The 19,732-nt window shown below is 60.7% G+C and carries 28 protein-coding genes; 18 read left to right on the forward strand and 10 right to left on the reverse strand.

Annotation, left to right across the window (positions count from 1 at the left end):
• Positions 1-104: 104 nt before the first annotated feature.
• The 7 genes from BIO17B3_RS18820 to BIO17B3_RS18845 all read left to right on the forward strand — a co-directional run bounded on the left by BIO17B3_RS18820 (position 105) and on the right by BIO17B3_RS18845 (position 2,517).
• Positions 105-377, forward strand: coding sequence for a hypothetical protein (locus BIO17B3_RS18820; RefSeq protein ID WP_112484332.1), 273 nt, complete (start codon positions 105-107; stop codon positions 375-377).
• A gap of 16 nt (positions 378-393) precedes the next feature.
• The gene (locus BIO17B3_RS18825; RefSeq protein WP_112484331.1) at positions 394-669 is read left to right on the forward strand and encodes a type II toxin-antitoxin system ParD family antitoxin; all 276 of its coding nucleotides are present in this window, start codon (positions 394-396) and stop codon (positions 667-669) included.
• Positions 670-671: 2 nt separating this feature from the next.
• A complete protein-coding gene (locus tag BIO17B3_RS18830) occupies positions 672-995 on the forward strand; it encodes a type II toxin-antitoxin system RelE/ParE family toxin (RefSeq protein WP_112484330.1) in 324 nt (107 codons plus the stop codon).
• Positions 986-1,117: a hypothetical protein gene (locus BIO17B3_RS19390; RefSeq protein ID WP_255421414.1), complete on the forward strand. Its 132-nt coding sequence runs from the start codon at positions 986-988 to the stop codon at positions 1,115-1,117. Before BIO17B3_RS18830 ends, BIO17B3_RS19390 begins: the two co-directional genes overlap by 10 nt.
• 18 nt (positions 1,118-1,135) lie before the next feature.
• Positions 1,136-1,690 carry a recombinase family protein gene (locus tag BIO17B3_RS18835; protein ID WP_112484329.1) on the forward strand — a complete coding sequence of 185 codons (555 nt, stop codon included), beginning with the start codon at positions 1,136-1,138 and terminating at the stop codon, positions 1,688-1,690.
• Between the two features lie 168 nt (positions 1,691-1,858).
• Positions 1,859-2,098, forward strand: coding sequence for a ribbon-helix-helix domain-containing protein (locus BIO17B3_RS18840; RefSeq protein WP_112484342.1), 240 nt, complete (start codon positions 1,859-1,861; stop codon positions 2,096-2,098).
• Positions 2,098-2,517 carry a putative toxin-antitoxin system toxin component, PIN family gene (locus tag BIO17B3_RS18845; RefSeq protein WP_112484328.1) on the forward strand — a complete coding sequence of 140 codons (420 nt, stop codon included), beginning with the start codon at positions 2,098-2,100 and terminating at the stop codon, positions 2,515-2,517. The genes BIO17B3_RS18840 and BIO17B3_RS18845 overlap by 1 nt, the downstream gene beginning before the upstream one ends.
• A gap of 3 nt (positions 2,518-2,520) precedes the next feature.
• Here the strand turns inward: BIO17B3_RS18845 and lspA are convergent, their stop codons facing one another.
• From lspA to BIO17B3_RS18860, 3 genes are all read right to left on the reverse strand, one after another.
• Positions 2,521-3,018 (reverse strand): signal peptidase II, encoded by a 498-nt coding sequence (gene lspA, locus BIO17B3_RS18850; protein ID WP_112484333.1) that lies wholly within the window; start codon positions 3,016-3,018, stop codon positions 2,521-2,523.
• Positions 3,019-3,186: 168 nt separating this feature from the next.
• Positions 3,187-3,657 carry a GIY-YIG nuclease family protein gene (locus tag BIO17B3_RS19395; protein ID WP_112484334.1) on the reverse strand — a complete coding sequence of 157 codons (471 nt, stop codon included), beginning with the start codon at positions 3,655-3,657 and terminating at the stop codon, positions 3,187-3,189.
• Between the two features lies 1 nt (position 3,658).
• Complete coding sequence (locus tag BIO17B3_RS18860; protein ID WP_146748415.1) at positions 3,659-4,108, reverse strand: hypothetical protein; 450 nt, start codon at positions 4,106-4,108, stop codon at positions 3,659-3,661.
• A gap of 443 nt (positions 4,109-4,551) precedes the next feature.
• Here BIO17B3_RS18860 and BIO17B3_RS18865 point away from each other — a divergent pair, with 443 nt between their 5' ends.
• From BIO17B3_RS18865 to BIO17B3_RS18890, 6 genes are all read left to right on the forward strand, one after another.
• Complete coding sequence (locus BIO17B3_RS18865) at positions 4,552-4,752, forward strand: DUF5397 family protein (RefSeq protein ID WP_112484343.1); 201 nt, start codon at positions 4,552-4,554, stop codon at positions 4,750-4,752.
• Positions 4,752-5,030: a virulence factor gene (locus BIO17B3_RS18870; protein ID WP_112484335.1), complete on the forward strand. Its 279-nt coding sequence runs from the start codon at positions 4,752-4,754 to the stop codon at positions 5,028-5,030. The genes BIO17B3_RS18865 and BIO17B3_RS18870 overlap by 1 nt, the downstream gene beginning before the upstream one ends.
• A 152-nt stretch (positions 5,031-5,182) precedes the next feature.
• Positions 5,183-5,818, forward strand: a complete 636-nt coding sequence (locus BIO17B3_RS18875) for a ParA family protein (protein ID WP_112484336.1) — start codon at positions 5,183-5,185, stop codon at positions 5,816-5,818.
• A 10-nt stretch (positions 5,819-5,828) separates the two neighbouring features.
• On the forward strand, positions 5,829-6,146 hold the full coding sequence (locus BIO17B3_RS18880; protein ID WP_156055328.1) for a ribbon-helix-helix domain-containing protein: 318 nt from the start codon (positions 5,829-5,831) through the stop codon (positions 6,144-6,146).
• 36 nt (positions 6,147-6,182) lie between these two features.
• Positions 6,183-7,367, forward strand: a complete 1,185-nt coding sequence (locus tag BIO17B3_RS18885; protein ID WP_112484338.1) for a replication protein — start codon at positions 6,183-6,185, stop codon at positions 7,365-7,367.
• A gap of 794 nt (positions 7,368-8,161) precedes the next feature.
• Positions 8,162-8,428, forward strand: coding sequence for a hypothetical protein (locus tag BIO17B3_RS18890; RefSeq protein WP_112484312.1), 267 nt, complete (start codon positions 8,162-8,164; stop codon positions 8,426-8,428).
• Between the two features lie 201 nt (positions 8,429-8,629).
• Here BIO17B3_RS18890 and BIO17B3_RS18895 read toward each other — a convergent pair whose 3' ends face one another.
• Together BIO17B3_RS18895 and BIO17B3_RS18900 are read right to left on the reverse strand one after the other, a co-directional pair.
• On the reverse strand, positions 8,630-11,596 hold the full coding sequence (locus BIO17B3_RS18895) for a Tn3 family transposase (protein ID WP_156055329.1): 2,967 nt from the start codon (positions 11,594-11,596) through the stop codon (positions 8,630-8,632).
• Positions 11,597-11,598: 2 nt separating this feature from the next.
• Positions 11,599-12,156: a recombinase family protein gene (locus BIO17B3_RS18900; RefSeq protein ID WP_012478189.1), complete on the reverse strand. Its 558-nt coding sequence runs from the start codon at positions 12,154-12,156 to the stop codon at positions 11,599-11,601.
• A gap of 160 nt (positions 12,157-12,316) precedes the next feature.
• Here BIO17B3_RS18900 and BIO17B3_RS18905 point away from each other — a divergent pair, with 160 nt between their 5' ends.
• Positions 12,317-13,300, forward strand: a complete 984-nt coding sequence (locus BIO17B3_RS18905) for an arsenic resistance protein (protein ID WP_112484314.1) — start codon at positions 12,317-12,319, stop codon at positions 13,298-13,300.
• 227 nt (positions 13,301-13,527) lie between these two features.
• Here BIO17B3_RS18905 and BIO17B3_RS18910 read toward each other — a convergent pair whose 3' ends face one another.
• Together BIO17B3_RS18910 and BIO17B3_RS18915 are read right to left on the reverse strand one after the other, a co-directional pair.
• Positions 13,528-14,553, reverse strand: coding sequence for an IS5 family transposase (locus tag BIO17B3_RS18910; RefSeq protein ID WP_156055330.1), 1,026 nt, complete (start codon positions 14,551-14,553; stop codon positions 13,528-13,530).
• Between the two features lie 89 nt (positions 14,554-14,642).
• Positions 14,643-14,897 (reverse strand): toxin-antitoxin system, encoded by a 255-nt coding sequence (locus BIO17B3_RS18915; RefSeq protein WP_112484315.1) that lies wholly within the window; start codon positions 14,895-14,897, stop codon positions 14,643-14,645.
• Between the two features lie 145 nt (positions 14,898-15,042).
• Between BIO17B3_RS18915 and BIO17B3_RS18920 the strand changes: the two genes are divergently transcribed.
• Both BIO17B3_RS18920 and BIO17B3_RS18925 read left to right on the forward strand, forming a co-directional pair.
• Positions 15,043-15,372 carry a type II toxin-antitoxin system RelE/ParE family toxin gene (locus tag BIO17B3_RS18920; protein WP_156055331.1) on the forward strand — a complete coding sequence of 110 codons (330 nt, stop codon included), beginning with the start codon at positions 15,043-15,045 and terminating at the stop codon, positions 15,370-15,372.
• On the forward strand, positions 15,369-15,686 hold the full coding sequence (locus tag BIO17B3_RS18925) for a DNA-binding protein (RefSeq protein ID WP_112484317.1): 318 nt from the start codon (positions 15,369-15,371) through the stop codon (positions 15,684-15,686). Before BIO17B3_RS18920 ends, BIO17B3_RS18925 begins: the two co-directional genes overlap by 4 nt.
• Before the next feature lie 46 nt (positions 15,687-15,732).
• Here the strand turns inward: BIO17B3_RS18925 and BIO17B3_RS18930 are convergent, their stop codons facing one another.
• The 3 genes from BIO17B3_RS18930 to BIO17B3_RS18940 are packed head-to-tail and all read right to left on the reverse strand — an operon-like array spanning position 15,733 to position 17,437.
• Entirely contained in the window at positions 15,733-16,359 is a 627-nt protein-coding gene (locus BIO17B3_RS18930) for a hypothetical protein (protein ID WP_112484318.1), read from the reverse strand.
• Positions 16,356-17,024, reverse strand: a complete 669-nt coding sequence (locus tag BIO17B3_RS18935; RefSeq protein WP_112484319.1) for a protein mobD — start codon at positions 17,022-17,024, stop codon at positions 16,356-16,358. The genes BIO17B3_RS18930 and BIO17B3_RS18935 overlap by 4 nt, the downstream gene beginning before the upstream one ends.
• 2 nt (positions 17,025-17,026) lie before the next feature.
• Positions 17,027-17,437, reverse strand: a complete 411-nt coding sequence (locus tag BIO17B3_RS18940) for a hypothetical protein (RefSeq protein ID WP_112484320.1) — start codon at positions 17,435-17,437, stop codon at positions 17,027-17,029.
• Positions 17,438-17,692: 255 nt separating this feature from the next.
• Between BIO17B3_RS18940 and BIO17B3_RS18945 the strand changes: the two genes are divergently transcribed.
• Together BIO17B3_RS18945 and traI are read left to right on the forward strand one after the other, a co-directional pair.
• Entirely contained in the window at positions 17,693-18,019 is a 327-nt protein-coding gene (locus BIO17B3_RS18945; protein WP_232054372.1) for a MobB mobilization protein, read from the forward strand.
• Positions 18,016-19,677: a TraI/MobA(P) family conjugative relaxase gene (gene traI, locus BIO17B3_RS18950; RefSeq protein ID WP_112484321.1), complete on the forward strand. Its 1,662-nt coding sequence runs from the start codon at positions 18,016-18,018 to the stop codon at positions 19,675-19,677. The genes BIO17B3_RS18945 and traI overlap by 4 nt, the downstream gene beginning before the upstream one ends.
• The last annotated feature ends 55 nt before the right edge of the window (positions 19,678-19,732 follow it).

A 19,732-nucleotide genomic window follows, 5' to 3' on the forward strand; every position in this document is an offset into this window, starting at 1 on the left:
CATCCATCAAGGACTTGGGCGGGATTTTCGTTCTCGAAATCCTGTCTTGATTGTTCTTTCTCGATTGCTTAGGATGTTGGTGAGTTTCGAGAAGGAGAACATTCATGTCGAATCATCACGTTGTCGTCAGCATGGATCACCAGGCTTGGCAGGCGGGTTATGCCGCTGGCCTGGAGGGCAAGTCCAGCATCCATCCGCCTGAACTCGATGGCCTGGCCTTCAGCTCCGGCTACATCGAAGGCAAGGCGCACCGGCAAGGTTTCGACCAAGCCGGCCGGGAGAAGCTGGCCAGACGGGCTGGAGCAACGCACCCGGCAAGCCATGTTGAAACTTGCCTTGGGGTGCCGGATGGGCTAATAATGGATCGTAACTGTTAGTTGATAAGAGATTCCCATGCCCACCAGTGTTGCCCTCGGCACCCACTTTGAAGAGTTCGTCAAGGTCCAGGTCTCGTCTGGCCGGTACAACAACGTCAGCGAAGTGGTGCGTGACGGTCTGCGCTTGTTGCAAGACCAGGAAGACTTGCGCTGCGCCAAGCTCGAATGGCTGCGCACCGAACTTCAAAAGGGACTCAGCAGCGGCCCTGTGACCCCGCTCGACATGGCCGAAGTCAGGGCGGAAGGGCAGCGCTTGCGCGCCCAACGTCTTGCTGCTGACCAGCAGGCGTAGGCATGGCAAACGTCGCCAAACGGCCTCTCGCACTGGCCGACTTGGCCGAGATCTGGTCCTTCATCGCCGACGACAGCGAAGCCAACGCTGACCACTTCCTGGCCAAGCTGGAAACAAAGCTCAAGTTGCTCGCCACCCAGCCACGCATGGGGCGCGAGCGCCCCGATCTTCTGGCCGAAATGCGCAGCTTTCCCTATGCCCGTTACGTCGTGTTTTTCATGGCGCAACCTGACGGCATCGAAATCGTACGGGTGCTGCACAGTGGGCGCGACATCCAGGCCGACGACTTCGAGACGAAGGGCAACCCATCGTCAACATGGACATGATGATGGCCGCGCACGCGCTGGCCATCGGCGCTGTGCTGGTGACCAACAACACCCAGCATGACGGACGCATCACGGCTCCGCTTGTGCTGGAGAACTGGGCGCGGGATGCCTCGCTGTCTTGATCTCATGGGGACCATCGCATGCTGATCGGCTACGCCCGTGTTTCCACCCAAGATCAGAACCTGGAGCTGCAGCGCCAGGCGCTGCAGACTGCCGGCTGTGCCAAGGTCTATGAGGATGCGATGAGCGGCCTGCGGGCTGATCGCCCAGGCCTTGCAGCAGCCATGGAGCAATTGCGCGAGGGTGACACCCTGGTGGTGTGGAAGCTCGACCGCTTGGGGCGTACCGTCAAAGGCTTGGTGGAACTGGTGGAGTCCCTGCAGGCCCAGGGTATTCAGTTCAGGAGCCTGACGGATGCCATCGATACATCCTCCCCTTCCGGGCGGTTCTTCTTCCATGTGATGGCCAGCCTGGCGCAGATGGAGCGGGAGCTGATTGCGGAGAGAACCAAGGCAGGATTGCAGGCCGCGCGCAAGGCGGGGCGCATCGGGGGCCGAAAGCGCAGCATGACGCCGGCGAAGATCGATGCGGCCAGGACGCTCATGGCGCAGGGCACGCCGGCCAAGGATGTGGCGGCCACGCTTGGGGTGTCGGTGCCCACGCTGTATCGCTGGGTGCAGGTGGGGGTTTCTTGAAGCACCGCCGGGGGTCAGGTGCCAAGGCCGCGCGCGCGGGTGGCAGCATCTCCGCTGCGAACAGTGGGGTGACGATCAAGGTTTCATCAAACAGAAAATTGCGAAAGCAGTTCATTCAGTGTATAAACACTGTGACACGAAAACACCTTTATGGACGGCATCAAGAGCATGAATACCACTCGCTGGAACATCGCCGTGTCGCCGGACGTGGATCAGTCCGTGCGCATGTTTCTTGCCGCGCAGGGCGGCGGTCGTAAGGGAGACTTGTCGCGATTCATCGAGGAGGCCGTGCGCGCCTATCTGTTGGACCGGGCTGTCGATCAAGCCAAGGCCGCTGCGGCTGGCATGAGTGAGACGGAACTGACTGACCTCATCGACGAGGCTGTGCAATGGGTGCGTGAGCACTGATGCGTGTCATCCTGGACACCAACGTGCTGCTCGGCGCACTGATTTCGCCGCATGGATCGCCTGACGCCATCTATCGCGCTTGGCGCGCGGCGCGGTTTGAGCTGGTGACATCATTGGCGCAGCTCGATGAACTGCGTCGCGTGAGTCGCTACCCGAAGCTCAAGGTCATTTTGCCCGCGCACCGTATCGGCGCGATGGTCAACAACATGCAGCGCGCCATCGTGCTGGAAAGCCTGCCGACTCTGCCCGAGGGCGTTGATGCCAGCGACCCGAACGATGCCTTCCTGCTCGCGATGGCATTGGCCGGTGAAGTGGACTACCCGGTGACGGGAGATCGCCGCGCCGGGCTGCTGCAACGGGGCAGCATCGGACGCTCACGCATCGTGACCCCGGCCGCGTTCTGCGCCGAGGCGCTGTAATTCTCAGAAACGGTGGTTTGTGGCGTTGCAGTTCGGGTTTGGAGCCGCCCTGCCTATGCCAATTGCGATCAAAACTGTGCCACAGGTGATCAAGACGTCGGCAACATTGAACGAATACGGGTTGTTTATTCCGCAGAAGCTCATATTGAGGTAATCCACCACCGCACCATAGATTACGCGATCGAAGGCGTTTCCAAGCGCACCGCCGACGACTGCGCCGGTCGCCAGCGGCAGGATCCAGCCGCGCTTGTTGCGCACCCATGCTGTCAGCACCAGTGAGACAGCGATGGGGAACGCAACAAGCAACCAGCGACCGCCGTAGTTGCTCAGGAGGCCGAAATCGATGCCTGTATTCCAGGACATCACAAAATTGAGATAGGGTGGCCACACGTGGATAGTGTGCACCGACGGCAAATCGAGCCAATGGATAATGAAGAATTCGGAAAACAGGTCGAGGCCGAGGGCGATAAGTGCTGATACGGCCATCCGCAGCATGGGCATAGATAAAACTTCTCCTTTTGGTTCGCGGAGATGGTGTGTTGCACTTCAGATTTAAGGACGCCGACCATTTTCAAAATTCACGCAAACGGTGGTTTGCAGGATTTACTTAACGTGGTAGCGTTTAAAGTCAGAAAGCTTCTGCAAATGGCGAAGATTCAGTTTTTGGTCTCAGGTGAGAGCCTTCTTGATAAACATGCTTCTTGGTGCAATTGCCTCGGACGTGCGATTGCCGGTGAAGCTGATCTCGTCGGTGGGTAGTTTGGTCCCCTTCTTGTTGAACAGGATATGGCCTTCGCCTTGTGCATGAAGAATTAGCGCTTTCTCAATTACTTTCACGTGTTTTTTCGCCTTCGCATCTGATCCGGCCTTGACAGTGCAGTAGATCAATAATCGCTTTCCAGTCGCGGCGTTCTCAATTGCTCGCATTAACGGCAGTGAATTCAAGTGACTCTTTATTCTGGAGCGAAGATTCAGCGTTTCTCCGATGTAGATTGGCGAAATTTTCTGACCGTGGGTTCTGCAAAATACATAGACGCCGGGTTCTGTTGGCAGTTCGTTTAGGTCGAGTTCGTAAATAAGCCCGCCTGGCTTGCATTTCCTGAGGTAGACGGGATTCGACCAGGTGGCTTCGATCTGCATACTATGCATTCACCATGAGTTGCTTGGTTTGCGCATCAGTTATTTTTTTCTTTGCATCACTGTCAATTTCGGCTATATGTATTTGTATTCCAAATATTTTGGCGGCTCGCGCAGCCCATGAATCGCCAAGCAAAAAATTAGCAGCTTCATTATCGCAAAAGCAGATTAATTTCTTCCATTCCGAATTAAGAGATTTATCAATATACACAAGCTTTAGTATATCGCCCTTTATTTTGTGAAGCTGGGCGCCTTTCAACTTTCCAACATGCGAATAGACTTCAATAACTGTCTTATTGTTGACATCAACGCCGTCAGGACAAACTCCCAATCTGGCGATTTCTTCGCATTCTTCGCAGGGTGAGAAATTGAGATTCAATTCATCCTTAACGGTTTGGAGAATTAATTGTTCGGCCCATTTTTGCACTGAAGAGTTTGATTTGTGTTGCGCCACGATTAAAATGTCCTTTTTACTGTGCCGGTGTGTACATCAAAAAGTCGCGTCTTTCCATCGCCACACACAATTGCTGCGAGGTCGTCTTCAATGTTGACTGATTTTGCCCCTTTATATGATGCGCAACTAAAAGTTTTTCTTAATGCGCCCGAATGTGAGTCATAAAACTTAACGGTAGCGCCTTCGATTTTAGCAACGTACATGATATATTCCAAATTTTTAAAATATGAAAAAGAGGCGGTGGTTTTAAGTGCGAAGTGCAACGGTCCAAAACAAGACCTTTTGCGCCAAAGTGTCTCGTTTCCATCGCCGCCTGGTGGACGCCATAGAGGGGAAACCGGGTACAGGTCACTGTCGAAAACAAGACAAAAAGCTGAACGATGTGCCACAGAGTCTGTGCCATACTAGCCTTGTACCCATTCGACGAGCAACAGGACGCAGCCATGCCGACACTGCAAACCCCGCCCAAGGTTCATACCGGGCAAATCAAGAGCTTTGGAGCCTTTGGGCCGAAGTATGAGATTGGCGAGCCGACCCGTGCCCTCGATGACGGGGACTGGATGGTCAAGATCAAGATGGTCGAAACCGGCGAAGAGGCCGAGTACCGTTACAGTCACCTGGCCGACGACCCGCAGGCGCGCTGATGTACGCCATTGCCTTTGACCTGGTGGTGGCCGACACCGAGCAGCACCACCCCAGGGGTGTGTCCCAAGCCTATTCCGAGATCGGAGCCACGCTTGCCCAGTTTGGCTTCCGGCGCGTCCAGGGCAGCCTGTACGTCACCGACGACGAGAACATGGCGAATCTGTTCCTTGCCATGCAAGCTCTCAAAGGGCAGGTATGGTTCCCCAAGTCCGTGCGTGACGTTCGAGCGTTCCGCATCGAGCAGTGGTCGGACTTCACGCCCGTGATGAAAGCGTAAGACGCGCCACGCTATTTTCCGAATTCTGAGACGACCCCTATTCATGCTGTTTACACAAAGGGGCAGAGAAACGCCCCTCACGGGCGACATCGTTTGACAGACTCGGCGCAGCGCGGCTACATTGCGCCATTCAAACATGAATAGGTGTATACATGACGACAAAGCAACACATAGTCGCCATCGTGGCCGAAAAGGGAGGATGCGGAAAAACCACCCTAGCGCTGACTCTCGCGGTTGCCGCCGTGCAGGCAGGCCGTAAGGTGGCAATCTTCGACGTTGACACCCAGGCCACCGCCGCCAACTGGACAGACCGCCGCGAAGCGGAGTTTCCTTGGGTTGTCGCTACGCCTGCCGCACGTCTAGATGCCGCGCTTACGAACGCCAAGGGGCAGGACGTGGATTTCATCGTCATTGACACACCACCACATGCGGGCGCGGACGGCGTGGAAGCTGCGCGGCGCGCTGACCTTGTGCTGGTGCCCGTGGAGCCGCATATCAGCAGCCTCGAAACACTGCCAAAGGTCGCCGACATGTTGAAGCTGGCCGGTGATACGCCTGTGGTTGTGGTGCTTAGCAAGGCCCCGATTCAAGGTAAGGAAGCACATGACGCAGCTACCTACATCAAGGAGCAGGGCTTCGTCGTGTGTCCCGTGACCGTCTATATGCGCGCCGCGCACCGTCATGCCGGAAACGTCGGGCAGACAGCCCAGGAATACGAGCCGAAGGGCAAGGCCGCCGAAGAATCTATACAGCTATACATGTATACAATAAAACTTTTAACTAAGTGAGACATCCATCATGGCTAAGCCAAACCCGCTCTCGCTAGGGCTCAATCAAGCCCGCAGGCCGATACCAGCCGCAGCAGTGCCAGTCGCCGACGCCAAGAACGTGCCTGCAGTGGCTAACAGGGTTGCGCCGCGCGTTGCGCCGTCGCGCGAGGGGCGCGTCCTGGTTGGCGGGCACTTTGCACCGGAGGTGCAGACCGCGCTCAAGATACTTGCCGCCAAAGAGCGCAGCAGTATTCAGGCGTTGCTGGCCGAAGGCATAAACGCGGTTTTCGCGCGTCGCCACGAGCCGCAGATTGCTGCACTGTCCGCAGTCAACGGCGAAGCCTAGACCTCAGGCATGAAGGCAACAAGGAGCTGAGGGACGATGACGGACGAAACCATAGAAAAGAAAAAACCGCGCCGCCGTGCGCTCAAGCCTGTCCCCGTGGACGCCTTCGCCAATCAGCAACTCAACCTGTTTCAAGGCTTCCTGGCGAACACTGACGACGAGCGCGACGCGCTATCGAATGCCATCGACCTTTGGGACAGCATTCCGCGCTACACCGTGCCGCGCAAAAAACAGGACGAGCTGCGCATGGCGGGCGGGTTTCTGCCCGTGCGCAGGGTCGATTTCCAGTATCGCGGCAAGTCCTATACAGCGCAAATCCGCCCCGCGCGCCTTGAAGTGAAAGACAAGGACGGCAGGCCGACCGGCGAGACGCTGGAACACTACCCGAGTGCGCGTGAAGAACTGATCGAGCACGCCTTGCGCAAGTTGGCCGTCGAGCAGTACGCAGGATTTTTCGACCGGCCCGATTTTCGCAGCGGCGTCGCCTTCACGCTGCACCGCTTGCGGCAGGAGCTTGCTAGCCAGGGCCACGCCATGACCTACGAAGGGCTGGCCGAAGGCCTGGAAGTGCTGCACTACGCCTTTCTGGCCGTGATTGACGCAGCATCCGATCCTGACGACCCGAGCATGATTTCGCAGCCCTATTTGCCTGCCTTGGCGAAAGTCAACCGAAAGGGACGAGCAGCCGATCCCGACGCGAAGTGGTTCGTGCAGTTTCACGGCTTGGTGACTGATAGCATCAACCAGATCACCTATCGCCAGTTCAACTACCAACGGCTGATGAAGTGCAGCACGCAGCTTGCGCGCTGGTTGATTAGTCAACTTGTCTTGAAGTACACGCAGGCCGCCATCACGAACAGCTTTCAAATGCGGTTCAGCACGATCAAGCGCGACAGCGGTTTGCTCAATGGCTACACCCGACAGAGGGACGCCCTAGCCGCGCTCGACGAGGCATGGGCGGATGTCCAGGAATTGGGAGCGTTGTCCATCGTGAAGCGGAACGATGAACGGGGCACGCGGGGGAAGGTGGCGGAAGTCGTTTACACGCTGTTCCCGTCGCGTGAGTTCGCCTCGGAACAGAGGGCCGCCAATCGGCGCCAGAGCGACGCCAAGACCACCATCAGCCCCTCGCACCAGCAAAGCCTTGCGCCGTTGTTGGATCAAGGCAAAGACTCCCGCATCTTGGCCGCGATTGTGGATAAAGCCAACAGGGCGCGCTAGAGGCAGGCTATCCAGGTCGCGTGTCGCGGCTTCCAGCAGGCTATCCAGGTCGCGTGTCGCAGGCTATCCAGGTCGCGGGTCGGCGAAAAGGCAGGCTATCCAGGTCGCGGGTCGGCGAAAAGGCAGGCTATCCAGGTCGCGGGTCGGCGAAAAGGCAGGCTATCCAGGTCGCGGGTCGGCGAAACATGGCAACCGAAGCCTCGAAAATGCACAAGAGGGGGCTGATTTGCCCCCTGAAATCACCCCCTAGCAGGCTATCCAGGTCGCGGGTCGATTCTCTAAGTGTTTATCGCGCCTTGAAAAAAACAGCCCAATTGTGCGGCTTATCCTTTTATCCTTGTTTTAACCTTTAAAAGATCTTTATCCTTACTCGGGGGCTGTGGACAAGTAGCCTTCTCGCGCACGGCATCCGGGACACATCGGCACTAAACACAACCTCTTCAAGTGCCCCCGCTACGCGGGGAAAAAACGCGCTACGCGCTTGAGACCCCCAAGCTGCGCGTCTTGCCCGCGATGACCCCGCGGGCTGCGATGCTCGCCAAAATCCAAGGCGGTTTTGCAAAGTGTGATGTGGCAAGGCAGGCACGGTTTCTGGGTGGCTTGATTGGGCACGGCGAAAGCAACTCCCTTCGGCACAACCTGTTCGCCGCTCCTGGACCGTTTTGGTGCATCCTGCGGGGTTTTCTCGAGGTCTCGCCCTCGCCAGGTGTGCGCGCCGACCTCGGGCCGGGGCACAATGCGTCCTTGTCCATCACTGCTGTGCCCCCCGTGCAACCTCACACATCCTGAGTTGTGTGCGGCGGCTGCAGAGCCTGGGCATTCTGGTGACCGGCACCAGGGCAGGGCGGCGGCTGACGTGGGACCTGGATGCGGTGTTTGGGGTGGGGTTGACCGCACGGCGCCTGCGGCATCACCGCGCCGTGCTGCGGTTGTGGGCCCAGGCCGAAATCGAAGCTCCTTGGCGCGATCCGCTGACGCGCGATCTGCTCGATGGGATGAATGACATTGAGCGCGCGCTGGCCGCCAAGGCTGGCCCGCGGCTTGCTACGCTGGTGGCCTGAACCTTGCCGGTGTGCTTTGCTGACCCTCATCCATGCCACTGCCCAATCCCACCGCTCTCCTGTCCAGTCATGCCGGCCTAGTGACCGCCCTGCAGATCGTTGCCGTGGTCTGTGGTCTGCTGGGACAGTTGCTGCTGGCCTTGAAACGCCGCAGCGCTTTCTGGATCTGGGGTCGTCTCAGAAAACGGAAAATAAAGCACGTTAAGCCGGTTGCAGCGGCCGTAGGGGCCTGAACTTGCTTGTGCCGATCTTGGCGCTGCTGCGCCACAGGTAATCGCCGGTCAGGTTGATGTGCTCCCAGCCCAGCGGCGACAGGTACTGCAACAGCGCGTCATCGACGACATGGCCGTTTACACGCAGCGCATGCGCTGCTCGCTCCAGGTAGACCGTGTTCCACAGCACAACGGCGGCTGTCACCAGGTTGAGGCCGCTGGCCCGGTAGCGCTGCTGCTCAAAGCTGCGGTCGCGAATTTCGCCTAAGCGGTTGAAGAACACCGCCCTGGCCAGCGCGTTGCGGGCTTCGCCCTTGTTGAGTCCGGCCTGTACACGGCGGCGCAGTTCCACGCTTTGCAGCCAGTCTAGGATGAACAATGTGCGCTCGATGCGGCCCAGCTCGCGCAGGGCCACGGCCAGGCCGTTCTGGCGCGGGTAGCTTCCGAGTTTCCTGAGCATCAGCGAAGCCGTCACCGTGCCTTGCTTAATCGAGGTGGCCAGCCGTAGGATTTCATCCCAATGCGCGCGGACATGCTTGATGTTGAGCGTGCCGCCGATCATCGGCTTGAGCGCGTCATAGGTCGCATCGCCCTTTGGGATGTAAAGCTTGGTGTCTCCCAGGTCGCGGATACGCGGCGCGAAGCGGAAGCCCAGCAGGTGCATCAGCGCAAAAACGTGATCGGTGAAGCCCGCCGTGTCGGTGTAGTGCTCCTCGATGCGTAGGTCGGACTCGTGGTACAGCAGGCCATCGAGCACATAGGTCGAGTCGCGCACGCCGACATTGACCACCTTGGTATGGAACGGCGCGTACTGGTCGGAGATGTGGGTGTAGAACGTCCGTCCTGGGCTGCTGCCGTACTTCGGGTTGATGTGCCCGGTGCTCTCGGCCTTGCTGCTGGTTTTGAAGTTCTGGCCGTCCGACGATGACGTGGTGCCGTCGCCCCAATGCCCGGCGAAGGGATGCCGGAATTGGGCGTTGACCAACTCGGCCAGCGCCGTCGAATAGGTTTCGTCGCGGGTATGCCAGGCTTGCAGCCAGGCGAGCTTGGCGTAGGTCGTTCCGGGGCAGGATTCGGCCATCTTGGTCAGGCCCAGGTTGATCGCATCGGCCAGGATGGTGGTCAACAACAGACTTTTGTCCTTGGCCGGATCGCCCGATTTCAGGTGCGTGAAGTGGCGGGTGAAGCCCGTCCACTCATCGACTTCAAGCAGCAATTCTGTGATCTTGACGTGCGGCAGGACCATGGCCGTTTGGTCGATCAGCGCCTGCGCGGTGTCCGGCACCGCCGCATCCAGCGGCGTGATTTTCAGGCCCGACTCGGTGATGATGGCGTCCGGCAGGTCGTTGGCCAGCGCCATGCGGTTGACCGTGGCAAGTTGCGCTTCCAGCAGATCCAAGCGTTCGCTCAGGTACTGGTCGCAATCGGTGGCCACGGCCAGCGGCAATGCGCTGGACAGCTTGAGGCTGGCGAACTTCTCGGGCGGCACCAGGTAGTCCTCGAAGTCCTTGAACTGGCGTGAACCCTGCACCCAGATGTCGCCCGAGCGCAGCGAGTTCTTGAGTTCCGACAGCGCGCACAGCTCGTAGTAGCGCCGGTCGATGCCGGTGTCGGTCATCACCAGCTTGTCCCATCGCTTCTTGATGAAGCCGGTCGGCGCGTCGGCAGGCACCTTGCGGGCGTTGTCGGTGTTCATGCCGCGCAGCGCATCGATAGCATCAAGCACGTCTTTGGCGGCGGGCGCGGCCCGCAGCTTGAGCACGGCAAGGAATTCCGGCGCGTAGCGGCGCAAAGTGGCGTAGCTCTCGCCGATGCGGTGCAGGAAATCGAAGTCATCGGGCTGCGCGAGCTTCTGCGCCTCGGTGACGCTCTCAGCGAAAGCATCCCAGGACATGACGGCCTCGATGGCGCCGAACGGGTCGCGGCCCGATTGCTTGGCGTCGATCAGCGCTTGGCCGATGCGCCCGTACAAACGCACCTTGGCATTGATGGCCTTGCCGGACGCCTGGAACTGCTGCTGATGCTTGTTTTTTGCGGCGTTGAACAGCTTGCCCAGGATGCGGTCATGCAGGTCGATGATTTCGTCGGTGACGGTGGCCATGCCCTCGATGGCCAGTGCCACAAGGGTGGCGTAGCGTCGTTGCGGCTCGAACTTGGCCAGGTCAGCGGGTGTCATCTGGCCGCCCTCACGGGCAATCTTGAGCAGCCGGTTCTGATGAACCAGCCGCTCGATGCCGGCAGGCAGGTCGAGCGCCTGCCAGGCTTTGAGGCGTTCGATGTGTTCGAGCATGTGGCGGGAGTTCGGTTTGACGGGCGACTGGCGCAACCAGGCCAGCCAGGTCGTCTTGCCGTTGTCGCGGCGTTTCAGCAGATCGTCGAGGCGGTGGCGATGCGTGTCCGCCAGTGGCTCCGACAGGGCTTCGTAGATGCGCCGATTGGCGCGGGTGATGGACTCGGCACTGGCGCGCTCGATGGCGTTGAGCGCTGGCAGGATGATCGACTGCCGCCGTAGATGCTCAATCAAGGCGCAGGCCAACACGATGCCCTTATCGGTTTGCATGGCCAGCTCGGTCAGCATGTGCACGGCCTGCCGGTAGTGGCTCATGGTGAAAGGCTGGAAGCCGAACACCGTTTGCAGTTCCACCAGATGCTCGCGCCGGGTCTGCTCCCGCTGCCCGTAGTCGTTCCAGGTTTCGACCGGCACTTTGAGCTGTGACGCCACGATGCGCAGCAAGGGCGGAAATGGCGGCTCATCAGCGCCCAGGATGACCCCGGGGAAACGCAGGTAGCAAAGCTGAACGGCGAAGCCAAGCCGATTCGCAGGCCCGCGCCGCTGACGGATCACCGACAGGTCGGTTTCGCTGAACGCGTAGTACCGGATCAGATCGTCTTTGGCATCGGGCAATGCCATCAGGCTTTCGCGCTCGGTGGCGGACAGAATGGAACGACGCGGCATGTTCAGGACTCGCGCAGGTACTGGTACAAGGTTTCGCGACTGATGCCGAAGTCTCTGGCGATCAGGGCCTTTTGCTCTCCCGCCGCGACGCGCCGTTTCAGTTCGGCAATCTGTTCATCGTTCAGTGACTTTTTGCGACCCCGGTAGGCACCCCGCTGCCGGGCGAGCGCGATCCCTTCACGCTGCCGCTCGCGGATCAAGGCCCGCTCGAACTCGGCAAACGCGCCCATCACCGACAGCATCAAATTCGCCATCGGTGAGTCTTCGCCGGTGAAGGCCAAGCTTTCCTTGACGAATTCAATGCGCACGCCGCGCTTGGTCAGACCCTGCACGATGCGGCGTAAGTCATCCAGGTTGCGTGCCAACCGATCCATGCTGTGCACCACCACGGTGTCACTTTCGCGCACGAAGGCGAGCAACCTTTCCAGCTCGGGACGCTGGGTGTCCTTGCCGGATGCCTTGTCGGTGAATACCCGCGCCACCTGGACGCCCTCCAATTGCCGCTCCGGGTTCTGGTCGAAGCTGCTGACGCGAACGTAGCCGATGCGTTGACCGTACAAGGTGCCTCCAAAGGGAAATGTGTCAGGGTGAAATCTATTACTCTTGACTGATTGTGTCAATAAATTTAGTATTCGACTCTATTCTGACGCGATTGCAGTCGCTTCCCTGACGTTGCGTTAGGGTATAGCTTAATTTGACACAAGTGAGCGAAGTAGAGACATGCAAAACATCCGGGAAATACTCGAGAAGCACCAAGTCGGCATTTACTTCGGGGCAGTTGTGTTGGCTGCGCTTGTCGCTTTGAGCGTCCCCGGCACCGCAGCGCTTGAGGGTGGCGTCAACCCGTCGCTTGCACTCATGCTGTTCGTGACATTCCTGCAAGTGCCCCTGGCCGACCTTGGCCGGGCCTTTGGTCGCGGCCGGTTCCTTGCCGCACTGCTCATCACGAATTTCGTCGTAACGCCGCTCTTAGTGGCCGTAATGGTGCAATTCCTACCATCGGACCCTATGGTGAGACTTGGCGTGCTGCTGGTGTTGCTGACGCCTTGCATTGACTACGTGGTTACGTTCTCGCACCTCGGTCGTGCCGATGCGCGTCTGCTACTGGCGGCCACCCCTACGCTCCTGGTTGTGCAAATGCTGCTGCTGCCGGTCTATCTCGGCCTGCTTCTCGGGAACGATGCCGCAACCCTCGTGCAGCCCGGCCCGTTCGTTCATGCCTTCGTCTGGTTGATCGCGGTTCCACTCGCCCTTGCCGGGCTTGTGCAGCTATGGGCAGCTCGAAGCCGGGCCGGTGAAAAGGCCTCGGCGGCACTTGGTCTATTGCCAGTACCAGCGACCGCCCTTGTCCTATTCGTGGTCATTGCGGCCGTGGTGCCGCAGCTCGGCGCGGCGACCGAGGCGGCCTTGGGTGTGATTCCCTTTTATATCGCCTTTGCTGTGATCGCTCCCCTGATCGGATGGAGCATCAGCCGACTGTTCCGCCTTGATGCCCCTGCCGGCCGAGCCATCGCTTTCAGCGCAGGCACTCGAAATTCCCTTGTTGTATTGCCGCTTGCTCTAGCTGTGCCTGGGGCCATACCCGTATTGCCAGCCATCGTCGTTACGCAAACTCTTGTCGAGCTACTCAGCGAGCTGGTCTATGTGCGCGCCATCGCCAAACTCGGTGGCCCTGATCCTGTTGTGTCCCAAACTTCCTCGTAGTCGAGCAGAACACGTTATGGCCGCTGCAATCGGCTTAGCGTGCTTTATTTTCCGTTTTCTGAGACGACCCCGGGCACCTCGAATTACCAGGTTTCTGAGCTGATGACGACGTGACCATGCTGCGATCGAGTGCATTTATGGGTGGTTTCGGGGTTGGTTGGCCAGCTTTTCCGCCTTCTCTGGCCCCGATCCGGTCGTTTTCGACCGGTCCACGCCCATTTCGGGCCTCAGAACGGCTGCGGACCGACCTCCATCAGCGTGCACAGACGGCGCAGGTTGTAGGCCGCCGCCTTCCAGTGCAGATGCAGCGTCGCCCGATCCAGACCGATCGAGCGCAACGCCTTGCCGCCCATCTGCTCCAGGCTGGCATAGATGTGCTCCACGCGAGCTCGGGTCTTGGCGATGCGCCGGTTACGCCGCTCCTGGCAGTCCGACAACGGTTTGCCAGCCTGTCCCTTGCGCTGGATGTGCATACGCCAGCCCTTGGCCGTCAGGCGCTGCTCGCGCTCGCCGTCGACGTAGCCCTTGTCGGCCCAGACATCGCGGCTGGTGTTGCCCGCGTCGAGCACCGGCTCGAAGTGCAGCGTGTCGTGCTCGCTGGCCGTGCTGACGTGGATCTTGCGCACCAGCTTGTGCCGCCGGTCCACGCTGGTCGAGAGCTTGTAGCCGAAGTCGCTCTTGCCGTGCTTCTTCGTCCAGCGCGCCTGTACATCCTTCTGCCGACGCTTCGAGGGCGACCACTCGGCCGGCATCGCGTCTTGCTGAACAATGGCCTTCTCGTCCTTGTTCAGCGTCTGCTTGGGCACCGGCACGATGCTGGCATCGATCATCTGCCCGCCGCGCGCGATGTAGCCGTGGCGATCGAGTTGCCGATTCACCGCCTCGAAGATGCGCTCGGAAGCCCCGGCCTTGATCAGCCTCTCCTTGAAGGTCCAGATGGTCGTGCGGTCGGGCGCCTGCGAACTCTGCCTCAGCCCCACAAAGCGCTGGAAGCTCAGACGGTCCAGAAGCTGGAACTCCATCTGCTCGTCGCTGAGGTTGTACATCTGCTGGATCACCAGCACCCGAACCATCATCTCGGTCGGAAACGGCGGCCGGCCGCCGCGCTCGCGGCCAGGCCGGGGCGCGGCCTCGTCGATCTCCTCAGCCAGCGCCGCAAAGTCCACGTGCTCCGCCAGCTTCGCGCACGCGTCCCCGATCTTGTCCAACTTGGTTTCGCGTTCTTGCTCCGCGAACAGACTGACCTTGATCATCTCCACTTCCTCATGCCCCCGACACAGGCAACATCATGCCAGCGTCCGGGCGGTTTTTCGAGGTGCCCCCCGTGTCGAGCAAATGCATCTCAGCCCAAACCGCTCAAGTCCGCCGCCTGAGCAGCAAAGCCGCGCATCTCGGCAATCGGCGCAGACAGCCCAACCTGGGCAAACCGCGCAGCCATGCGCTGACCCAGAGGGAGGGCGGGAGGCGCATCCATCACGATGCTGGCGCGCAAGATACTGCGCACCTCTTCCTCCATGCTGCGCCCATGCTGACGCGCACGGCGCTGCAGCGCTTGCTTGACCCCAGGATCGAGGTGACGGACCAGGATTTGCGACATGTCGGCTAACGGGTTGGGGATGAAACAACCAGAATGATAGCGAGATAGCGTTTGTGTGTCGATGGTTGGTTGATGCCGTCGCGCGAGTGAGAAGTTGCGCGACAGGCGGGTTTGACTGACACTCGTTTATAGACGAAAATTAGTCATGTACGCGATCCAACACTACCTCACGCTCAGCGATGGACGCGACGTGTACGTGGATTGGTTGGCAACCTTGCGAAACACGACCGCCAAGATTGCCGTCGTGCGACGCGTGACCCGCATGGAACTGGGTAACTTCGGCGACCATCGGTTTTGTCGTGATGGCGTGTGGGAGTTGCGCATCGACGTGGGGGTCGGGTATCGGGTGTATTGCGCCATGGCAGGCCAAGAGATCGTTTTGCTGCTCTGTGGTGGTGATAAACGGACGCAGGATGCGGACATCAGTCGTGCCTGCGCTTATTGGCGGCAGTGGCAACAAGGAGCTTCCCCATGAAAAGCCGAGCACATGACGACGCGATGGCCGAGCTCTATCGGCAAGACCCGGAGTTTGCCCGGCAAGTCATCAACAGCATTCTCGAAGACGAGAACGGTGACCAAGGCGAGCTCCTGATTGTGCTGCGGCAAATGGCCAAAGCCTTCGGCGGCGTGCAAGCGATCGCCGAACAAGCGCATCTCAATCCAACCCAGCTTTACCGCACCTTGTCGCCCGAGGGGAATCCGGCCTTGAGCAGTTTTTCGGCGATCCTCAAAGCCATGGGTCTGCATCTCTGCGTGCAGCCCAGGCGTGTGCCAGCCGCCCACGTTTGAAGCGCTCGAGCGCATGCCAAGCGACTGGGTTGCCCAGCGTGCCAGGTCAGTGGGCAAAAATCCTCCAGCCAAGCAGGCCCACCAGGCTCAAGCCGGCCAAACCAGCCGCAGCGTGCCACCCGGTGCCTTCGCCTTCGCCCGCGCCGGTGAGTGCGTAGAGCAGCAGACTCCCCGCGGCCACGCCCAGGCCGATGCCGCTGCCGGATTGCGTCAAAAACATCGACCAGGCCAGCTTTCCCGCTTCGGCCGTGTAGAGGATCTGCGCGCCCGCCACCCAACCCAGGCCGAAGGCCACGGCGAGCACCAGCATGGCCGCCACCAGCGAGAACATCGAGCGCCCGAACTGAATACGCCGCACGGCCCCCGCCGCGGCACGCCCGACGGCCTGCTCAACGGTCGGCACCAAGGCCGCCACCGCCTTGTTCACCTCCGCCTGCGCCTGCGCCGCCGCTTGCCTGGCCGATTGTTCAGCCGCCTGCTTGTTCGACGCAGCGACGTCTGCTGGCAGTTTCGAGAACGCCCCGTGGTAGCTATCGAGCATCACCAGGATCGGAAACATCGCGTCATTCGCTGGAATGCCCAGCGCGTGCGCAATCGCCTGCACCCGTTGCAGCGTCTGCGGCGTGGGCTCCGCACCCGTGATGAGCTGGATCGATGCGCGCAGGTCACTCACACCACTCCCCCCAGCGCGTCACGCGCCGCGATGCGAAAGCGGTTGAGCGCCGAGCGCTCGGCAATCGACATCGCCGCCCGAGCCTCATCCCAAAGCGCCGCGCGGCAATCCACCAATTTGTCGGCCACCAGGTCATTCAATTCCGGGAACACCATCGTTCCCGACAGGCGTGTCTTGAGCTTGCTGTCGTTGTAGCGCACGAACTTCGACGCCTCCCCGAAGTACGTATTCAACACCGCATAGACCCCGCTGTAGGGCTGTTCGCTGTCCATCCAGTTGCGCAGCAACTCCAGACCATCCCGCTGCCGGTTCAGCACCCAGAGCATCACCAGCTCCCGCTGTTGCTCCGCGCACACATCACAAAGAATGCCGCCGAACTTCACCAGCGCATCCGTTGCCCGCGCCGCCGTGTTGACCACGATACAACCACTCTTGTTCGTTTCGACCAGGCCACCCAACTTGATGAATCCCGCCTCACTGTCCAGGTTACAGATCTCACTTGGGACGGATGCATGGACCGCCTTGTAAACATCCGGGTTGCTATCGTCCGTCTCCACGTAGACACACGAATGGCCTGCCTGTTTGAGCGTATCCAGGAGCGCCATGGCGACCGACGACTTCCCCACGCCACCCTTGCCACCACCCACCATCAAGACCTTGTTCATGCTCACAAATCCTTGGTGTCCGGTTTCACGACAAAAGACCCTGGTTGTGCAATCGGAGGCTGCGACTTCTTCTTCACCTCTGCCGCCCCAACTTGCTGTTCCATGACCGCCCCTGTCGCTGCTTTGCGTGCGACTTTTTTCTTCGGTTTGTTCCCCGCATGTTGATCCATCGCATGCGTGAGTTGTGTAATCGATTTCGGCAAAATACTGAACACATCCTGCTTCAAAGCCTCAGCAATCTGCTTAGCCGTATAACCCTTCTCCAAGAGCGCCTTGATCTCCGCCTCGACCACCCGCAGCACATCCAGTTTCGAGCCCGCACCGACAACCTGCCCAGGCTTCTGCGACTGCTCCAGCTTCGCCAATGCATTCTTAGCCTTGCTTGCGTATTCATCGATGTCAAACCGTTCCATATCGTCCCCTCAGTTTGTTGCCAACCTGTTCAGATGGATCGTTTCATTCGTCCAAGACTGTGACGCAAAACATTCTAATCAGCATTTGGAAAAATACCAATTATCTAGTACATTGTAGTTGTATACAGGATGGTAGCTGTTGCTACAGCGGCTATCGCCACTTTCGCCCCAGCTACGGCGCCACGGTCGGCGCTCCGCTTCTTCCATGCCATCCATCCTGCACAGGGCGCCGCCCCTTGACCCCGAAGAAACGCCATGCCCCGCCGCCCCAACGGAACCTTCGCCCCCGCAGCCGCCCCCCGCAGCCACATGCTGCGCGTGCGCCTGACCCCTGCCGAGTGGGCCGAGCTCACCGCCATCGCCGATGCCGCCGGTTTCACGGTCTCCGACCTTGTGCGTCGCCGCGCGCTCGGCCGCCCCGTCCTTGCCACGGCCGACGCCGCCCTCATCCGCGAGCTCCGGCGCCAGGGCGGCCTCATCAAACACGTCTACGAGACCGGCGGCGCCCACACCGCCACCGCCGCGCAGGCCCTGCGCGCCATCGTCGGTGCCATCGAACACCTCAGCCGGGGCCCGTCATGACCATCGTCAAACAAGTCCCCAACCCCAAGAAGTCCGCCGGCAAGGGCGCCCGTGTCCGCAGCCTGTCCGACTACATTCGAGGAGGCCAAGAACGCGACCCGCGCAGCAGCGAGACATGCCTCCACTTCGGCGCCGTCGGCTTCCTCAGCGACGACTATGCCGCCCAGCAAGCCGAGATGCTGGCGCTGGCCCAAGACGCCAAGCGCAGCCTGGATCCCATCGAGCACCTCGTCGTCTCCTGGCCCGCCTTCGAGCGCCCCACGCCGCAGCAATGCGACGCCGTGGTGCAGACCCTGCTCCAGCACTTCGGCATGGCGCAGCACCAGGCGTTCTACGGCCTGCACAGCGACACCGACAACCGGCACCTGCACGTGATGCTCAACCGCGTTGATCCGTTGACGGGACGCGCGAAGCAGATCCACCACGGCTGGACGCATGAGGCCATGCAGCAGGTCAGCGCCCTGATCGACCACGACCACGGCTGGATGCGCGAGCCAGGGGCACGCTGGGCCGTGCGGAATAGCCGTCTCACCGAAGTCGATCCGGCCAACCCCCGCCCGCCCTTGCCGCAACCGATGCGCGATCAAGAAATCCGCACCGGCGAGAAATCCGCCGTGCGCCAGGCGCAGGAGCGGGCCGCGCCGATGCTCAAGCGCGTCGCGAGCTGGGAGCAGTTGCACCGCGAGCTGGCCGCGATCGGCATGCGGTACGAGAAAAAAGGCTCCGGCGCGCTGCTCTACGTCGGGGAGCAGCCCATCAAGGCCAGCGACGTGGGCAGCCCGTTCAGCCTGGGCAAGCTGCAGAAACGCCTGGGCGACTATCAGCCTGCGCCCCCTGGGTTGCAGGTCGCCGCCGCACCCGCGCCCGAGCCCATCCGGCCTGCAGCGACCCCGGCGGCGACGTTTGCGCACTACGCCAAGGCACGCCGGGAATCTCAGGAACACGCCCAGCGCTTGCGCTTGGGAGTCAACGCCGAGTTTGTTGCCGAGCGCCGTGCGCTGGCCAAGACGCACGCCGCCGAACGCCAGGACGTTCTGGGCGGCGACTGGAGGGGCAAGGGCGTGGCCCTGAACGTCATGCGCAGTCTTCTGGCCGCCGAGCACGCTCGCGCGAAGGCCCGGATGATCGAGGACCAGAAAGCCCGGCGGAAGGTCGCGAGGGCGCCTGCGTTCCCGAGCATCGAGGACTGGCTGCGGCAGCAACATGGCCAGCAGGCCGCGCAGGACTACCGGCGTGGCGAGCAGGTCGGTGTCCTGCGTGCAGCCGGCGAGGAGCTGGAGCCGCCCACACCGCGCGGCATGCTGGCCTACCAGGGCGAGGCCCACGGCAACGTGGTGCGCTACACGCGCAGCACGGACGGCCGGATCGGTTTCATCGACACCGGCCCGACGATCCAGGTGGTCGACACCGCCCAGGACGCCCTTCAAGCGGCCCTGCAGCTTGCCGAGCAGCGCTATGGGGTGGTGAAGATCGAGGGCAGCGCCGAGTTCAGGGCGCGCGCCGCGCGTGAGGCGGCCCGTCTGAACATCCGGGTTGCGGATCCTGACCTGCAGGCCATTGTGCAGGCCGAGCGTGAGGCTATGCGGCAGCGCAAGTCCGAGCGTCAGCAGGGCCTGGATGCGCCACAGCGCGGGGCGGGGATGGGGCGGGGTGGGTGAGGTTCAAGCGGCCAAGACGACCAAGACGAGGAAGGCTTGGGGACAGTCTGGAGCG

It is taken from the genome of Thiomonas sp. OC7 (genome assembly GCF_900634595.1).
Classification (GTDB): domain Bacteria; phylum Pseudomonadota; class Gammaproteobacteria; order Burkholderiales; family Burkholderiaceae_C; genus Thiomonas; species Thiomonas arsenitoxydans.

Excerpts from the sequence above, each read along its gene's own strand:
- BIO17B3_RS18820 (WP_112484332.1), top strand. The coding sequence starts at position 105 with ATGTCGAATCATCACGTTGTCGTCAGCATGGATCACCAGGCTTGGCAG.
- BIO17B3_RS18825 (WP_112484331.1), top strand. The coding sequence starts at position 394 with ATGCCCACCAGTGTTGCCCTCGGCACCCACTTTGAAGAGTTCGTCAAG.
- BIO17B3_RS18830 (WP_112484330.1), top strand. The coding sequence starts at position 672 with ATGGCAAACGTCGCCAAACGGCCTCTCGCACTGGCCGACTTGGCCGAG.
- BIO17B3_RS19390 (WP_255421414.1), top strand. The coding sequence starts at position 986 with ATGGACATGATGATGGCCGCGCACGCGCTGGCCATCGGCGCTGTGCTG.
- BIO17B3_RS18835 (WP_112484329.1), top strand. The coding sequence starts at position 1,136 with ATGCTGATCGGCTACGCCCGTGTTTCCACCCAAGATCAGAACCTGGAG.
- BIO17B3_RS18840 (WP_112484342.1), top strand. The coding sequence starts at position 1,859 with ATGAATACCACTCGCTGGAACATCGCCGTGTCGCCGGACGTGGATCAG.
- BIO17B3_RS18845 (WP_112484328.1), top strand. The coding sequence starts at position 2,098 with ATGCGTGTCATCCTGGACACCAACGTGCTGCTCGGCGCACTGATTTCG.
- lspA (WP_112484333.1), bottom strand. The coding sequence starts at position 3,018 with ATGCCCATGCTGCGGATGGCCGTATCAGCACTTATCGCCCTCGGCCTC.
- BIO17B3_RS19395 (WP_112484334.1), bottom strand. The coding sequence starts at position 3,657 with ATGCAGATCGAAGCCACCTGGTCGAATCCCGTCTACCTCAGGAAATGC.
- BIO17B3_RS18865 (WP_112484343.1), top strand. The coding sequence starts at position 4,552 with ATGCCGACACTGCAAACCCCGCCCAAGGTTCATACCGGGCAAATCAAG.
- BIO17B3_RS18870 (WP_112484335.1), top strand. The coding sequence starts at position 4,752 with ATGTACGCCATTGCCTTTGACCTGGTGGTGGCCGACACCGAGCAGCAC.
- BIO17B3_RS18875 (WP_112484336.1), top strand. The coding sequence starts at position 5,183 with ATGACGACAAAGCAACACATAGTCGCCATCGTGGCCGAAAAGGGAGGA.
- BIO17B3_RS18880 (WP_156055328.1), top strand. The coding sequence starts at position 5,829 with ATGGCTAAGCCAAACCCGCTCTCGCTAGGGCTCAATCAAGCCCGCAGG.
- BIO17B3_RS18885 (WP_112484338.1), top strand. The coding sequence starts at position 6,183 with ATGACGGACGAAACCATAGAAAAGAAAAAACCGCGCCGCCGTGCGCTC.
- BIO17B3_RS18895 (WP_156055329.1), bottom strand. The coding sequence starts at position 11,596 with ATGCCGCGTCGTTCCATTCTGTCCGCCACCGAGCGCGAAAGCCTGATG.
- BIO17B3_RS18905 (WP_112484314.1), top strand. The coding sequence starts at position 12,317 with ATGCAAAACATCCGGGAAATACTCGAGAAGCACCAAGTCGGCATTTAC.
- BIO17B3_RS18910 (WP_156055330.1), bottom strand. The coding sequence starts at position 14,553 with ATGATCAAGGTCAGTCTGTTCGCGGAGCAAGAACGCGAAACCAAGTTG.
- BIO17B3_RS18915 (WP_112484315.1), bottom strand. The coding sequence starts at position 14,897 with ATGTCGCAAATCCTGGTCCGTCACCTCGATCCTGGGGTCAAGCAAGCG.
- BIO17B3_RS18920 (WP_156055331.1), top strand. The coding sequence starts at position 15,043 with ATGTACGCGATCCAACACTACCTCACGCTCAGCGATGGACGCGACGTG.
- BIO17B3_RS18925 (WP_112484317.1), top strand. The coding sequence starts at position 15,369 with ATGAAAAGCCGAGCACATGACGACGCGATGGCCGAGCTCTATCGGCAA.
- BIO17B3_RS18935 (WP_112484319.1), bottom strand. The coding sequence starts at position 17,024 with ATGAACAAGGTCTTGATGGTGGGTGGTGGCAAGGGTGGCGTGGGGAAG.
- BIO17B3_RS18940 (WP_112484320.1), bottom strand. The coding sequence starts at position 17,437 with ATGGAACGGTTTGACATCGATGAATACGCAAGCAAGGCTAAGAATGCA.
- BIO17B3_RS18945 (WP_232054372.1), top strand. The coding sequence starts at position 17,693 with ATGCCCCGCCGCCCCAACGGAACCTTCGCCCCCGCAGCCGCCCCCCGC.
- traI (WP_112484321.1), top strand. The coding sequence starts at position 18,016 with ATGACCATCGTCAAACAAGTCCCCAACCCCAAGAAGTCCGCCGGCAAG.